Source organism: Lentzea sp. NPDC060358, assembly GCF_042725365.1.
Taxonomy (GTDB): Bacteria; Actinomycetota; Actinomycetes; order Mycobacteriales; family Pseudonocardiaceae; genus Lentzea.
Genome location: NZ_JBHXCW010000212.1, coordinates 1 through 13,288, shown reverse-complemented (window position 1 = coordinate 13,288; position 13,288 = coordinate 1). Strand labels below are relative to the sequence as shown.

At 72.8% G+C, this 13,288-nt stretch carries 14 protein-coding genes; 10 read left to right on the top strand and 4 right to left on the bottom strand.

Going from position 1 to position 13,288, the window contains the following annotated elements:
• Nucleotides 1–14: 14 nt before the first annotated feature.
• Nucleotides 15–986 carry an alcohol dehydrogenase catalytic domain-containing protein gene (locus tag ACFWGZ_RS32290; protein WP_382455371.1) on the bottom strand — a complete coding sequence of 324 codons (972 nt, stop codon included), beginning with the start codon at nucleotides 984–986 and terminating at the stop codon, nucleotides 15–17.
• Nucleotides 987–1,070: 84 nt separating this feature from the next.
• Here ACFWGZ_RS32290 and ACFWGZ_RS32285 point away from each other — a divergent pair, with 84 nt between their 5' ends.
• The 4 genes from ACFWGZ_RS32285 to ACFWGZ_RS32270 all read left to right on the top strand — a co-directional run bounded on the left by ACFWGZ_RS32285 (nucleotide 1,071) and on the right by ACFWGZ_RS32270 (nucleotide 5,389).
• The gene (locus ACFWGZ_RS32285; RefSeq protein ID WP_382455370.1) at nucleotides 1,071–2,237 is read left to right on the top strand and encodes a beta-1,3-glucanase family protein; all 1,167 of its coding nucleotides are present in this window, start codon (nucleotides 1,071–1,073) and stop codon (nucleotides 2,235–2,237) included.
• Between the two features lie 81 nt (nucleotides 2,238–2,318).
• The gene (locus tag ACFWGZ_RS32280; protein ID WP_382455369.1) at nucleotides 2,319–2,990 is read left to right on the top strand and encodes a response regulator transcription factor; all 672 of its coding nucleotides are present in this window, start codon (nucleotides 2,319–2,321) and stop codon (nucleotides 2,988–2,990) included.
• The gene (locus ACFWGZ_RS32275; RefSeq protein ID WP_382455368.1) at nucleotides 2,987–4,303 is read left to right on the top strand and encodes an ATP-binding protein; all 1,317 of its coding nucleotides are present in this window, start codon (nucleotides 2,987–2,989) and stop codon (nucleotides 4,301–4,303) included. The genes ACFWGZ_RS32280 and ACFWGZ_RS32275 overlap by 4 nt, the downstream gene beginning before the upstream one ends.
• A gap of 45 nt (nucleotides 4,304–4,348) precedes the next feature.
• Nucleotides 4,349–5,389 (top strand): NAD-dependent epimerase/dehydratase family protein, encoded by a 1,041-nt coding sequence (locus ACFWGZ_RS32270; RefSeq protein WP_382455367.1) that lies wholly within the window; start codon nucleotides 4,349–4,351, stop codon nucleotides 5,387–5,389.
• Here the strand turns inward: ACFWGZ_RS32270 and ACFWGZ_RS32265 are convergent.
• Nucleotides 5,376–6,563 (bottom strand): hypothetical protein, encoded by a 1,188-nt coding sequence (locus tag ACFWGZ_RS32265; RefSeq protein WP_382455366.1) that lies wholly within the window; start codon nucleotides 6,561–6,563, stop codon nucleotides 5,376–5,378. The two genes, ACFWGZ_RS32270 and ACFWGZ_RS32265, sit on opposite strands and share 14 nt — an antisense overlap.
• 121 nt (nucleotides 6,564–6,684) lie before the next feature.
• Here ACFWGZ_RS32265 and ACFWGZ_RS32260 point away from each other — a divergent pair, with 121 nt between their 5' ends.
• Genes ACFWGZ_RS32260 through ACFWGZ_RS32245 form a run of 4 tightly spaced genes read left to right on the top strand, consistent with a single transcriptional unit; the run spans nucleotide 6,685 to nucleotide 9,591 of the window.
• Entirely contained in the window at nucleotides 6,685–7,323 is a 639-nt protein-coding gene (locus ACFWGZ_RS32260; RefSeq protein WP_382455365.1) for a glycosyltransferase family 2 protein, read from the top strand.
• Complete coding sequence (locus ACFWGZ_RS32255) at nucleotides 7,320–7,955, top strand: DUF2064 domain-containing protein (RefSeq protein ID WP_382455364.1); 636 nt, start codon at nucleotides 7,320–7,322, stop codon at nucleotides 7,953–7,955. The genes ACFWGZ_RS32260 and ACFWGZ_RS32255 overlap by 4 nt, the downstream gene beginning before the upstream one ends.
• Nucleotides 7,952–8,551 (top strand): class I SAM-dependent methyltransferase, encoded by a 600-nt coding sequence (locus tag ACFWGZ_RS32250; protein ID WP_382455363.1) that lies wholly within the window; start codon nucleotides 7,952–7,954, stop codon nucleotides 8,549–8,551. The genes ACFWGZ_RS32255 and ACFWGZ_RS32250 overlap by 4 nt, the downstream gene beginning before the upstream one ends.
• Nucleotides 8,548–9,591 (top strand): molybdopterin-dependent oxidoreductase, encoded by a 1,044-nt coding sequence (locus tag ACFWGZ_RS32245; protein ID WP_382455362.1) that lies wholly within the window; start codon nucleotides 8,548–8,550, stop codon nucleotides 9,589–9,591. The genes ACFWGZ_RS32250 and ACFWGZ_RS32245 overlap by 4 nt, the downstream gene beginning before the upstream one ends.
• 326 nt (nucleotides 9,592–9,917) lie before the next feature.
• Here the strand turns inward: ACFWGZ_RS32245 and ACFWGZ_RS32240 are convergent, their stop codons facing one another.
• Nucleotides 9,918–10,733 carry an ABC transporter permease gene (locus ACFWGZ_RS32240; RefSeq protein ID WP_382455361.1) on the bottom strand — a complete coding sequence of 272 codons (816 nt, stop codon included), beginning with the start codon at nucleotides 10,731–10,733 and terminating at the stop codon, nucleotides 9,918–9,920.
• Nucleotides 10,733–11,593 carry an ABC transporter ATP-binding protein gene (locus ACFWGZ_RS32235; RefSeq protein ID WP_382455360.1) on the bottom strand — a complete coding sequence of 287 codons (861 nt, stop codon included), beginning with the start codon at nucleotides 11,591–11,593 and terminating at the stop codon, nucleotides 10,733–10,735. The genes ACFWGZ_RS32240 and ACFWGZ_RS32235 overlap by 1 nt, the downstream gene beginning before the upstream one ends.
• A 98-nt stretch (nucleotides 11,594–11,691) precedes the next feature.
• Here ACFWGZ_RS32235 and ACFWGZ_RS32230 point away from each other — a divergent pair, with 98 nt between their 5' ends.
• Together ACFWGZ_RS32230 and ACFWGZ_RS32225 are read left to right on the top strand one after the other, a co-directional pair.
• Nucleotides 11,692–12,741 (top strand): sensor histidine kinase, encoded by a 1,050-nt coding sequence (locus tag ACFWGZ_RS32230; protein ID WP_382455359.1) that lies wholly within the window; start codon nucleotides 11,692–11,694, stop codon nucleotides 12,739–12,741.
• A partial coding sequence (locus tag ACFWGZ_RS32225) for a response regulator (RefSeq protein ID WP_382455358.1) occupies nucleotides 12,738–13,288 on the top strand: 551 nt, incomplete at its 3' end. The genes ACFWGZ_RS32230 and ACFWGZ_RS32225, both read left to right, overlap by 4 nt.

Sequence of the window (13,288 nt, the reverse complement as noted above, 5' to 3'; positions counted from 1 at the left end):
TCCCTGCACCGCCGTCACAGCTGCAGCACCACCTTCACGTCGTCGGGCCGGTGCTCGAACGCCTCGGCGAACGACTCCAGCGGCACCCGGCGGGTGATCATCGACGACAGCCACGCGTCGTCCGCGCGGTCCAGCACCGCAGAGGCCTCCCGGTAGTGCCGCACGTTCGAGTTGACCGTCCCGAACACGATCCCGTTGCGCAGCACGAGGTCGCGGTTGGCCTGCCCGATGTCGGCGGGCACGACCTCCGTGGACGGCACGCCGGTGAGACACATCAGGTCGCGCCCGAGCAGCCGGGCGACCAGCGAGGGCGCGCCGGTCGCCTCGATCACCACCGGGCAGTCCGGCAGCTCCCGGTGGTAGGTCGCGCCCAGCGACTCGACCAGCGCGGGCTTCGGGCCGTCGGAGGCCAGGTCGAAGACGTGGACGTCCAGCCCGCGCTGCACGCCGATCAACGCCGCCAGCAACCCGATCGGGCCGGCCCCGGTGACCAGGACGCTCTCGAACGGGAACAGCGCCAGCCGGTCCAGCCGCTCCCACGCCTTGACCACCACCGAGGCCGGTTCCACCAGCACGCCGGTCTCGGAGCCGACCTGCACGGCGTAGGACGCCGGCACCGTCCACGAGGTCGAGGCGTAGCCGTCGAGTCCGGTGATCCCCCGCTCGGTGTAGCGGCCGTTGCGGCACATGTCGAACTCGCCGCGCGCACACGCCACGCACGGTGCCGGGTCGGGTCTGCGGACCACGCCCGCCACCAGGGACCCCGGCGCGAACCCCGGCCCGCTGATCACCCGTCCCAGTGACTCATGACCGATGACGATCCTGGCGCCCGTGCCGAACTCGCCGCGGACGATCTCGCGGTCCGTGCCGCAGATCCCGACCGCCACCCCCTCGACCAGCAGGTCGTCCGGACCGGGCACCGGATCGGGCAGTTCGGACAACGACAACGACCCGGCCCGGGCGAGATCCACCGTCAACGCGCGCATGAGAACCATTCTTGACAGATCAACACGATCCCGCCGACTATGAGAGCGCTCTCACGAACCCTGTCTTCAGTGAGGAGATAGTCGATGCGCAAGCTCCTGCTGCTCGCGACATCGGCCCTGTTCGGGCTGACAACGATGTCCGCACCCGCACAAGCCGCTCCACCGAGCCAGCTGCCGCTCACCGTCACCAACAACTCGGGCCGGGGCGACGCGGTCCACCTCTACATCACCGGCATCTACAACGGCCGCCTCGGCCACGTCAACGGCAACGGCCAGTTCACGCCGTGGTCCGGCGGCGCGATCCCGCCGGTGCCCGCACCGGACTTCTCGATCCCCGGCCCGGCCAACGGCGCCAGCAAGACCGTGCAGATCCCGCTCAACCTCGCGGGCGGGCGGATCTACATGTCGTTCCGCGACAAGCTGAAGTTCAGCCTCGTCCCGGACGGCCTGGTGCAACCGGCGCCGTGGGCGGCCGGCGACCCGAACCGCGACATCCTGTTCGACTGGAGCGAGTTCAGCTACGACGGCGGCGGTCTGTGGCTCAACAGCTCGCAGGTGGACATGTTCGCGGTCCCGCACGCGGTCGAGGCGACCTCGCAGGGCGGCACCACCAGGAAGGCCGGCCAGCTCGTCGCCAACGGCCGCGCCCGGATCTTCGACCAGCACCAGCAACTCGGCGGTGACTGGGCACGACTCACCTACTCCCGGTCCGACGGCACTCGGCTGCGGGTGCTGAACCCGGGCAAGGGCCTCGACGCGGGCCTGTTCTCCAGCTCGTACTTCGCGAACTACGTCAGCAGCGTCTGGTCGACCTACCAGAACACCCCGCTGACCGTCGTGCCCTACCAGGCGGAGCCGAACCGCAAGTTCACCGGCCGCGTCAGCGGCGGGGTCATGCGGTTCACCAACACCTCCGGCCAGCAGGTGGCGGAGTTCCAGCAGCCGTCCACCCGCGACGTGCTGGGCTGCGACGGCCGGCTCGCCGCGCCGAACAACGAGCTGGGCGCGATCTCGCGGTCGCTGTGCGCGGCGCTCAACCGGTCGACGCTCGGCCACCTCCACACCCAGCCGACCTACAACGCGAGCGAGTTCTACACCCGCGCGACGACGAACCACTTCTCCAGGATCGTGCACGCCAACATGAGCGACGGCCGGGCCTACGGCTTCGCCTTCGACGACGTCGGTGGCTTCGAGTCACTTGTCCACGAACCGAACCCGCGTTCGGCAAAAATCACGCTCACCTCTTTTTGATACTAAGGTTTCTTGATTTCGATCGACTTTCACCCCACTGTGTGAGAGCCGTCGCCGCGGCTCTCACACAGTGGAGTCGACGTGTGCGTACGGGTCCTGCTGGTCGACGACGACGAGCGAATCCGGCAGGCGTTGCGCCTGACCTTGTCCGACGAGGGTTTCACCGTCGACGAGGCGGGTTCCGGTGACACCGCCCTGCGAAGACTCGAGACCGAGTCGTTCGACGTGGTCCTGCTCGACCTGACCCTGCCGGGCCTCGACGGACTCGACGTCGTGCGGACCCTCCGGGCCCGCGGTGACCTGCCCATCATCGTCGTCACGGCCCGCGCGGACGCCCGCGACATGATCGCCGGGCTGGAGGCGGGAGCGGACGACTACGTCACGAAACCGTTGCTGGGAGACGTTCTCGCGGCACGCGTCCGCGCGTTGTTGCGCCGGCGCGGACCGGCGCACGACACCGTTCGGATCGGCGATCTGGAAATCCGTCCGCAGGAAGGACTCGTGCACCGTGCAGGCGAACGCGTGCACCTCACCAGAACGGAATTCCGGCTGCTGCTGGAACTCGCCGGCGCGGGCGGGCGGATCGTCACCAGGGAACAGCTCCTGCGCACGGTCTGGGGATATGACTACTTCGGCGACACCCGCCTGCTGGACGTGCACATAAGAAGGCTGCGGCGCAAGGTGGAGGCGAACCCGGACGACCCGGCGCTGGTGCTCACGGTGCGCGGCGCGGGCTACCGGATCCGCTCGTGAGGCTCACCCTGCGCCGCCGCGTCGCCCTGTCGTTCAGCGTCGGCCTGCTCGTGGTGACGAGCGCACTGGCGTTCGCGACGTGGCACCTCGCCACCGGCTACCTGCTGTGCCAGCGCGAAGCGAGCGCGACCCGCCAGGCCGAGGTCAACGCGCGGCTCGCCGGGAGGTCCCCGACGGCGTCCGCGCTGGGCGAGCTGCTGTCGGGCCCCGACTCGTCGATCCTCGTGTTCGCGCCGTCCGGCGTGGTGGCCGCGGGCCGCGAGGTGGACCTGTCCCGGCTCCCCCTCGCCGTGGTGGAACACCCGCCGGGCACCGGGCGGGCCACCGCGGGCGGGGCACCGGTGCTCGTCGTGGCGCGGCCGCTGGCGGGCGGCGCGGTCTACGTCGAGCTGTTCGGGTTGCAGCAGCTCGACCGGACGTTCGCGTTCCTCGGCGCGATGCTGGTCGCCGGCACGATCGGGGCCGCGCTGATCGGTGCGGCGCTGGGGTCGTGGGCGTCGAGGCGGGCGCTGAGGCCGCTGGCGGAGCTGAGCTCCGTTGCGGGCCGGATCGCCGGCGGCGACCTCCGCGCCCGGCTGCCGGACCAAACCGACCCGGACCTGGCGGCGCTGGCGGCGAAGTTCAACTCCACGGCGCAGGCGCTGGAGGAACGGGCGTTGCGGGACGCGCGGTTCGCCTCGGACGTGTCGCACGAGCTGCGGTCGCCGCTGACGACGATGGTGAACGCCGGAGCGGTGCTGCGCCGCCGCCGCGAGCACCTGCCGGGCACCGCGGGAACGGCGCTGGAGCTGCTGACCTCGGAGGTCGACCGGTTCGCGCGGATGGTGGTCGACCTGCTGGAGATCTCGCGGGCCGACCAGACCGACGACCCGCCGCCGCAGGAGATCGCGCTGGACTCGGTGGTGCGCACCGCGGTCGCGACGCGCGAGCCGGTGCCGCTGGACCTCGCGCCCGCCGTGGTGCTCGGCGACCGCCGCAGGCTCGACCGCGTGCTGGCGAACCTGCTCGACAACGCCGAGCGGCACGCGGGCGGCGCGGTGCTGGTGCGCGTGCGGACCCGTGGCGGCCGAGTCAGGCTGGAGGTGGAGGACGCGGGCCCCGGGGTGCCGGAGGACCTGCGGGAGCAGGTCTTCGAACGGTTCGCGCGCGGGGTCGTGGCGGGCAGCGGGGGTGACGGCACGGGCAGCGGGCTGGGGCTCGCGCTGGTCCGCGAGCACGTGCGCCGGCTGGGCGGCCGGGTCTGGGTGGAGGACCGTTCGCCGGTGGGGGCGAGGTTCGTGGTGGAGATGGTCTTACGGAGTTCTGACGGCTAGTCGTCCGGACGCGCCCGGCGTGCCGTGCGGTCCTACGGTCGGTGCATGCGAGTACTGATCACCGGCGGAGCCGGGTTCATCGGGTCGCACGTCGCGGACGAGCTGACCGCACAGGGCCACGACTGCGTCCTCCTCGACGCGTTGCTGCCCGAGGCGCACGGCTCGGTTCCGGTGCTGGACCACGAGCTGGTGGTCGGCGACGTCACCTCTCCCGGCGTGCTCCGCCCGTTGCTGTCCACAGTGGACGCGGTGTGCCACCAGGCCGCGATGGTCGGCCACGGCGTCGACCCGTTCGACGCGCCCTCCTACGCGCGGCACAACGACCTGGGCACGGCGGTGCTGCTGGCCGAGATGCACCGGGCGGGGGTGTCGCGGCTGGTGCTGGCGTCGTCGATGGTCGTCTACGGCGAGGGGCGCTACCGGTGCCTGTCGCACGGCGTCGTCCGCGCCGAACGGTCCGCGGGCGACCTGGCGCGCGGGGTCTACGAGCCGCGGTGCTCCTGCGGCGACTTCGTGGTGCCCGAGCTGGTGCCGGAGGACGCGCCGCTGGAGCCGCGCAGCACCTACGCCGCGACGAAGCTAGCCCAAGAGCACCTGGCGGTGGCGTGGGCGCGGCAGACCGGCGGGAGCGTGTGGGCGTTGCGCTACCACAACGTCTACGGCCCGCGGATGCCGCGCGACACCCCGTACGCCGGCGTCGCGTCGATCTTCCGGTCGGCCCTGCAGAACGGGGTCGCGCCGCGCGTGATGGAGGACGGCCGGCAGCGCCGCGACTTCGTGCACGTCACCGACGTGGCGCGGGCCAACGTGCTCGCGCTGTCGTCGCCGCGGCCGGGCTTCGAGGCCGTGAACGTCTGCTCCGGGACGCCGCACACGATCGGCGGCCTCGCGTTCGCGCTGGCCGACGCCTGCGGCGGTCCCACGCCGGAGATCGTCGGCGGCGCGCGTCCCGGCGACGTGCGGCACGTGGTCGCGTCGCCCGCGAAGGCGTTGGAGGTGCTGGGATTCGAGGCCCGGGTGGGTTTCGAGGACGGCGTGCGGGAGTTCGCGTCCGCCTCGCAGCGGGAACCCGTCACCAGTTCGTGAGCACCAGGTGGTTCACCGCCAGGGCGGTCAGCGCCTGGGCGGTGAGCCACCTCCGGTCGAGCCTCGCGGTGCCGGCGAGCAGCCAGATCGCGAACGGCAGCCAGATCCGCTCGGTCTCGGCCTTGCTCAGCCCCGACAGGTCGGCGGCGAGGATCGCGGCGCCCGCCGCCACGACCCACCTGTCCCTGCCCAGGCCCCTGACGCCGGCCGGGCCGATCACCAGCACCAGCGCCGCGAGGTTCGCCCACACCCAGTACCAGTACGGCCGGGTGTCGCCGATCCCCTGGTAGTAGCGGATCTTCACGAGCTCGTACCCCTCGTACCACCAGAACCCGGCGACCGCGAACGCCGCCACGACCGCCAGTACGCCGGCCGCCGCCAGTGCCGCTCTCCGCGCCGTGGCGGCCAGGTCCCCCTTCCGCCACACCGCGGCCAGCGCGAGCGGGGCGAGCAGCACCAGGCCGTAGGACAGGAACAGGCACCAGCCCAGCACGACGCCGCCGAGCAACGGCCACCGCGTGAGCAGGTAGACGCCCACGGCCGCGATGCCCAGGAACATGCCGTCCGCCGACGCCCCGACCCACACGGCACCGGGGAACAGCACGAGGAACGGCAGCACGGCGTTGTCGCCGAGGGCCTTGGGGATCGCCACGACCGCGAGCGAGCCGACGAGGACGCAGAACAGCGACGCCACCGCTCCCCCGCCGAGGCCGGCGCGGTCGAGCCAGGTGAACGTGAGCAGCGCGCCCGGTGGGTGGCCGGAGACGTGCGTGGTCCACGAGTCGGGCTGGAAGTCCGGGATCCGATCGGCGAACCCGCGCAGCATCGCCGGGACGTCGGTGACACCGGGGACCTCGTGCAGGTACTCGTCGTCGGTCGTGAGCCGGGTGGTGAACCGGTCCCAGCCGTCGACCAGCGCGAGCGAGAACGTCCACGCCGTCGCCGTGGCGTAGGCGATCGGGAGCGCGTACCGGTGCCGCGCGAGCTCGGGTCCCTTGGCCACCACCAGGAACGCGATCAGCACCGCCGCCGGAGTGCCCGGCCCGAGGTGCGGCTGCCAGTTGCCGAACAGCGGCGCCGCGGCGGCGTAGAGGATGTCGGGGCTGTGGGCGTTGACGACGATCCCGACGACGACGGCGGCGACGACGAGCGACCCGGCGATGACTAGACGCACCGCGCCCAACCTAGGGGGTCTCACCGGTGTCCGCGCGCCGCGCAAGACAACCGTAAGAACTCTTTCGCGCGTCACAATTCCGTAAGCACCACAACACTTTCCGATGGTCCAGGGTGGCTTCATGGATGTCGTGTTGCCCTGTCTGGACGAGGCCGCCGCACTGCCCGCGGTCCTCGCCTCCCTGCCTCCCGGAGACCGCGCGATCGTGGTGGACAACGGGTCCTCCGACGGTTCTCCCGAAGTCGCCGCGGCCTGCGGCGCGGTCGTCGTGCACGAGAGCCGCCGCGGGTACGGCGCCGCCGTGCACACCGGACTGCTCGCCGCGACCTCGGACGTGGTCGCGTTCGCCGACGCCGACGGGTCGCTGGACCTGGCCGAGCTGACCGGCATGGCGTCGCTGCTGGACGAGGCCGACCTGGTGGTGGGCAGGCGAAAGCCCGTCCGGGCCGGGGTGTGGCCGTGGCACGCGCGGGCGGGCAACGCGGTGATCTCGGCACTGCTGCGCCGCCGCGGCCTGGACGTGCACGACATCGCGCCGCTGCGGGTGTGCCGCCGGGAGGCGTTGCTGGCGCTGGACGTCCGGGACCGGGCGTTCGGCTACCCGCTGGAACTGCTGGTGCGGGCCGCGGCCGCCGGCTGGCGCGTGCGGGAGGTCGACGTGGCCTACCGCCCGCGCGCGGCCGGCACGCGGTCGAAGGTCTCGGGTTCGGTGCGCGGCACGCTGCGGGCGGCGCGCGACATGGCGGGGGTGCTGCGATGAGGTTCTGCCTGCTGGTCATGGCGAAGTCCCCGGTGCCCGGCCAGGCGAAGACCCGCCTGTGCCCGCCGCTCTCGCTCGAGGAGGCCGCCGAGGTGGCGGCCGCGTCGTTGCTGGACACGCTGTCCGCCGTCCTGGCGACGCCGGGCGCGGTGCCGGTGGTCGCGCTGGCCGGGGTCGTGCGGCGCGAGGACGTGCGGGACGCGCTGGCCGAGTGCGTGGTGGTGCCGCAGCGCGGTGCGACCTTCGCCGAACGGCTCGTGCACGCGCACGCCGACGTGGCGCGGTTCGGGATGCCGGTGCTGCAGATCGGGATGGACACGCCGCAGGTGACCCCCGAGCTGCTGGGGTCGTGCGCGGAGTTCGGCGAGGCCGCGCTCGGGTTCGCGCGGGACGGTGGCTGGTGGGCGCTCGGCCTGCGCGACCCGCTGCGGGCCTCGGTGCTGCGCGACGTGCCGATGTCGCGGGCCGACACCGGGGCGCGGACGCTGGAGGCGTTGCGGGGGCTGCGGGTGCGGACCCTCCCGGTGCTGTCCGATGTGGACACGATGGACGACGCCCGCGCGGTCGCCGCCGACGTCCCGGGCGGCCGCTTCGCCGCGGCCCTCACGGAGATCGCGGCGGTGCGCCGATGATGTTCGACCAGGCCCTGACGGGCCGCCCCAGCTGGCTGGACCGCCCCGGCACCGCCCCGCGCGAGCTCAGCGTCGCCCGCTGGCAGGCCGACGCCGACTTCGGCGACTCCGTCCTCCTCGACGCCTGCACCGGACCCGCCCTCGACGTCGGCTGCGGTCCCGGCCGCCTCGTCACCGCCCTGCTGGCCCGCGGCGTCGAGGCACTGGGCGTCGACGTGTCGAAGGAGGCCGTGCGGCGCACCACCGAACGCGGCGGGATCGCGGTCCGGCGCGACGTGTTCGACCGCCTGCCCGGCGAGGGCCGGTGGCAGCACGTCCTGCTCGCGGACGGCAACATCGGCATCGGCGGCGACCCCGAGCGGCTGCTGGCCCGCGCCCGCCACCTGCTGCGGCCCAGCGGCACGGTCGTCGTCGAGGTCGAGCAGCCGGGTTCCGGGCTCACCACCGGCCGGGTGCGGGTGCGCACCGGCGGCTCGAACAGCGGCTGGTTCGAGTGGGCCTGGAGCGACGCGGAGTCCCTGACCGCCGACGGGTTCTTCCTGCTGTGGCAGGCCGAACGCGCCGGCCGCTGGTTCGCGTGCTGGGAGAAGCTGTGAGGACACCGGTGTTCCGCGCCCCCGCCCACCACACGGGCGTGACCAGCCGGGTCGGCACGTGGCTCGGCATCGCGTTCGGGCTGTGCTTCGTCACCGGCCTGATCAGCCACGGCGTGCAGCACGACTGGCCGTGGCCGACGCGGCCGGTCCACCTCTACCGCGTCACCCAGGGCGTGCACGTCGTCTCCGGCGTCGCGGCGATCCCGTTGCTGCTGGCCAAGTTGTGGAGCGTCTACCCCAAGCTCTTCGAGAAGCCGCTCGTGAGGAACGTGCCGCACGCGCTGGAGCGCGGCTCGATCCTCGTGCTCGTCGCGGCGTCGTTCTTCGAGCTGGCCACCGGCCTGTTCAACGCGACCCAGAACTACCCCTGGTCGTTCTACTTCCCCACCGCCCACTACGCGGTGGCGTGGATCGCGATCGGCGCGCTGCTGGTGCACGTCGCCGTGAAGATCCCGGTGATCAGGCGCACCCTCGCACCCCCGGCCGAGGAGAAGACCCTCCTGTCGCGCAGGGCTTTCCTCCGGACGACCGCGCTCACGACGGGCGTCGCGGTGGTGGCCACGGCGGGCGTCACGGTGCCGTGGCTGCGCAAGGTCTCGGTGCTCGCGTGGCGGTCGGACGGCGCCCTGCCGGTGAACCGGACCGCGAAGGCCGCGAACGTCGTAGTGCCGCCGGACTGGAGGCTCAGGGCGGGCGCGAGGAGCTATTCGCTGGCCGAGCTGCGGGCCATGCCGCAGACGACCGTCGAGCTGCCCATCGCGTGCGTGGAGGGCTGGAGCCAGAACGCCACCTGGACCGGTGTGCGGGTCGCGGACCTCGTCAGCGGCGGCGACGTGCGGGTCGAGTCGCTCGAGAAGGACGGCCTGTACCGGGCGACCACGCTGCCCGAGGCGTTCGCGCGGGACCCGCTCACGTTGCTGGCGTTGCGGCTCGACGGCGAGGAGCTGAGCCCCGACCACGGCTACCCGTGCCGGCTCATCGCCCCGAACCGGCCGGGTGTGCTGCAGACGAAGTGGGTCACGTCGTTGGAGGTCCGGTGAGGTACGTGCTCGGAGCGCTCGGCGTGGCACTGGGGGCGTGGGGCGCCTGGCTGCTGCTCCCCCAGGTCACCCTGGAGCTGCTGCTCTGGCTCGGCGGCGGGGTCGTCCTGCACGACTTCCTGGTCGCACCCCTGGTGGGCGCGTCCGGGTTCGTCGTGAAGCGCGCGTCGGCCGGGGTGGGGCTCGCCGTCAGCGGTGTCGTCGGGCTGCTCGCGGTCCCGGCGCTGTGGCGGCGGTACAGCGGCCCGGTGAACCCCGGCCTGCACGACCGCGACCACCTCACCGGAGTCGCGGTCGTGCTGGGCGTGGTCTGGGCCGCGGTGGTGCTACACGAGATCGCGGCGCACCTTCAGCAGCGTCGCCGCGCCCGCGAACACCACCACGTACCCGAGGAGGAACAGGGCGGCGGTCGTCCCGCTCACGCCGGTCAGCACACCGGGCGCGCCGGAGCCGCCGACGGCGCCGGCCAGGTTGCCCGCGGAACCGCCGGGCAGGACCTCGGTCAGCGACTCGACCGGTCCGAGCAGGGCGCCCACACCGCGCAGCAGGTTCTCGGTGACGATCGCCCACATCAGCCCGAGGCCGACGGCCAGCGCGGGGCCCTTCGTGACGACGCCGAGGAACACGCCGAACGCGGTCCACATCGCGGCGATCAGCAGTGACGCGCCGAGCGCCTCGGCCGCGGCCCACCCCGGCAGGCTCCAGTCCCAGCCCTGCAGCCACGCGACCGTGATCGCGGCGCCCAGGTCGACGACGAACGTCAGCGCCACCAGGACGACCACGAGGACCGCCAGCGCCCCGAGCGTGCCCGCCACCGCCGAGACGCGGCGCGGGCCGGCGGTCAGCGTGGTCTTCCAGGTGCCCCAGCCGTAGCCGCTGCCGACCGCGAGCGCCGCGAGCACCAGGATGATCGCGCCGCCGAACATCGGCAGGCCGCGCACGACGGCCGCGCCCGCGTTCTCCGGCTGCATCGCGCTGATCATCTGCTGCTGGGACAGGCCGCGCGAGCTCATGTCGCCGTCGAGCGCGAGGTAGTTGAACACGTAGCCGAACGTCAGCGTCATCACCAGCCACACGCCGATCAGCACCCACGTCGCCGGCCACTTCCAGAGCCTCAGCAGCTCCGCCTTCACGCTGCCCATCACGCGGCTCCCGTCATCTCGAAGAAGACCTCTTCCAGGGTCCGGCGCAGCGGCCGGACCTCCAGCACGTCCACGTCGGCGTGCACCAGCGTCCGCACGAGCGCGCCCGCGTCCGTCTCCCGCACGTGCAGCACGTCGCCGTGCAGCTCGCTGCCCTCGACCAGCACGTGCGCCTTCTCGATCGGGTCGGCCCTGACGAGCAGCTTGCTCACGCCGCGCAGTTCCTCGACGGTGCTCTCGGCGACGAGCTTGCCGTGCGCGATCACGCCGACCCGGTCGCAGATCTCCTCGACCTCGCCGAGCAGGTGGCTCGACAGCAGCACGGTCTGGCCCCGCGCCGCGAGCGCCCGCACCAGGTCGCGCATGTCGGCCATGCCCGCCGGGTCGAGGCCGTTGGTCGGCTCGTCGAGGACCAGCAGCTCGGGCCGGCCGAGCAGTGCGGCGGCGACACCGAGCCGTTGCTTCATGCCGAGCGAGTACCGGCGGAACTTCTCGCCCGCGGCACCCGCCAGGTCGACCTGGCCGAGTGCGGCCTCGACCTGCTTCGCGTCGACGCCCCGGCGGGCGGCGTGCACGCGCAGGTTGTCGCGGCCGGACAGGTACGGGTAGAAGCCAGGGCCCTCGATGAGCGACCCGACCTTCAGCAGCGCCTGGGGAGTGCCCGGCGCCTCGCCCAGCACGCGGGCCGAGCCGCTGGTCGGCTTCACGAGCCCCAGCAGCATGCGGATCGTGGTCGTCTTGCCCGCGCCGTTGGGACCGAGGAACCCGTAGACCTCGCCCCGCCGCACGGACAGACTGACCTCGTCCACCACGGCGCGGTCGCCGTAGCGCTTCGTCAGCTTCTCCGTCGTCACGATCATGGGCCCACTGTGGCCGCGCGACGCGGGGACGTCGTCCGCTCCGCAGCGTCGTGCAGATACGCACATCTGCGTACGCCACCGGTCGTAGGGTCGGCACCATGCGGATCAAGTGGCAGGACGGGGCGCTGGCGCTGGCGCTGCTCGTCTTCGGTCTGGGCGGCACGCGGTTCGCCGCGCGCCTGCAGGGCGCCGAGACCCTCGACGCCCTCGCCCACCTGCTCATCGCCGTCGCGGCCGCCGGTCTGCTGGTCCGCTCGGTGCGTCCGCTGTGGACGGTCGGGGTCACGACCGCGGCGATCGCGGTGTACCTGGCCTCCGGCTACCCGTTCGGGCCGATCCTGGTGAGCGGCGTAGCGGCGATGTACGCGGTGGCCGTGTACGCGCGCATCGAGCTGGCGGCCGCCTCCGCACTCGTCTACGCGCTGGTGGTCCTGCCGTGGTGGAACGACTCGCTGACGTCGTGGATCACCTGGTCGGCGGGCTGGATCCTGCTGCCCGGCGCGGCGGGCGTGCTGATGCGGCTGCGCCGCAAGTCCGCTGTGGACGTTCGCGAACGCGCCGTGATCTCCGAACGGCTGCGGCTCGCCCAGGAGGTGCACGACGTCGTCGGCCACGGGCTGAGCGTGATCGCGATGCAGGCCGGCGTCGCGCTGTACGTGCTGGACAAGGACCCCGCGAAGGCGCGCACCTCGCTGGAGGCCATCCGCGACACGTCGAGGGAGGCGCTCGACGGCCTGCGGTCCGAACTGGACACCCTGCGCGGCTCGGCCCCGCTGACCCCGTCGATCACCCTCGCCGACCTGCCCGCGCTCGCGTCGCGGATGCGCGAGGCGGGCCTGGAGGTGTCCGTCGAGGTCGAGGAGGTGGACCTGCCCCCCGGCCACCAGCTGGCCGTGTACCGGATCGTGCAGGAGTCGCTGACCAACGTGCTGCGGCACTCCTCCCCCGGCGTCACGGCGTCGGTCCGCGTGTACGCCGTGCGCGACGAACTGGTCGTGCACGTGACCGACACCGGCGCACCGGGCGGGTTCGCCGAGGGCCACGGCATCACGGGCATGCGCTCCCGCGCCGAGGCGCTGGGCGGCACGCTGCGGGTGGACGCGGCGCACGGCTTCGAGGTGATCGCCCGGATACCGTTGCCGTCATGATTCGCGTGGTGGTGGCCGACGACCAGCCGCTCGTCCGCATGGGGCTGCGGACATTGATCGAGACCGAGGACGGCGTGCAGCTCGCCGGCGAGGCCGCCGACGGCCGCGAGGCCCTGTCGCTGATCCGGTCGGTGCGGCCGGACGTGGTGTTCCTCGACATCCGCATGCCGCTGGTGGACGGCCTCGAGGTGCTGCGCCGCGTCTCGGCCGACCCGGCCTGCGCCGAGGTCAAGATCGTGGTGCTGACGACGTTCGACCTCGACGAGTACGTGTTCGAGGCGCTGCGCACCGGCGCGTCCGGGTTCCTGGTGAAGGACTCCGACCCGGCCGACCTGCTGCGCGCCGTGCACGTGGTGGCCGACGGCGGGTCGCTGCTCTCCCCGTCCGTCACGCGCCGGGTGATCGACCGGTTCGCCTCGGGTGCGTCGGCCCGGTCCGTGCCGCACCTCGACAGGCTGACCGAGCGCGAGCGGGAGATCATGCGGCACGTGGCGTCCGGCGCGTCCAACGACGAGATCGCGGACCGGCTGGTGATCTCGCCCGCGAC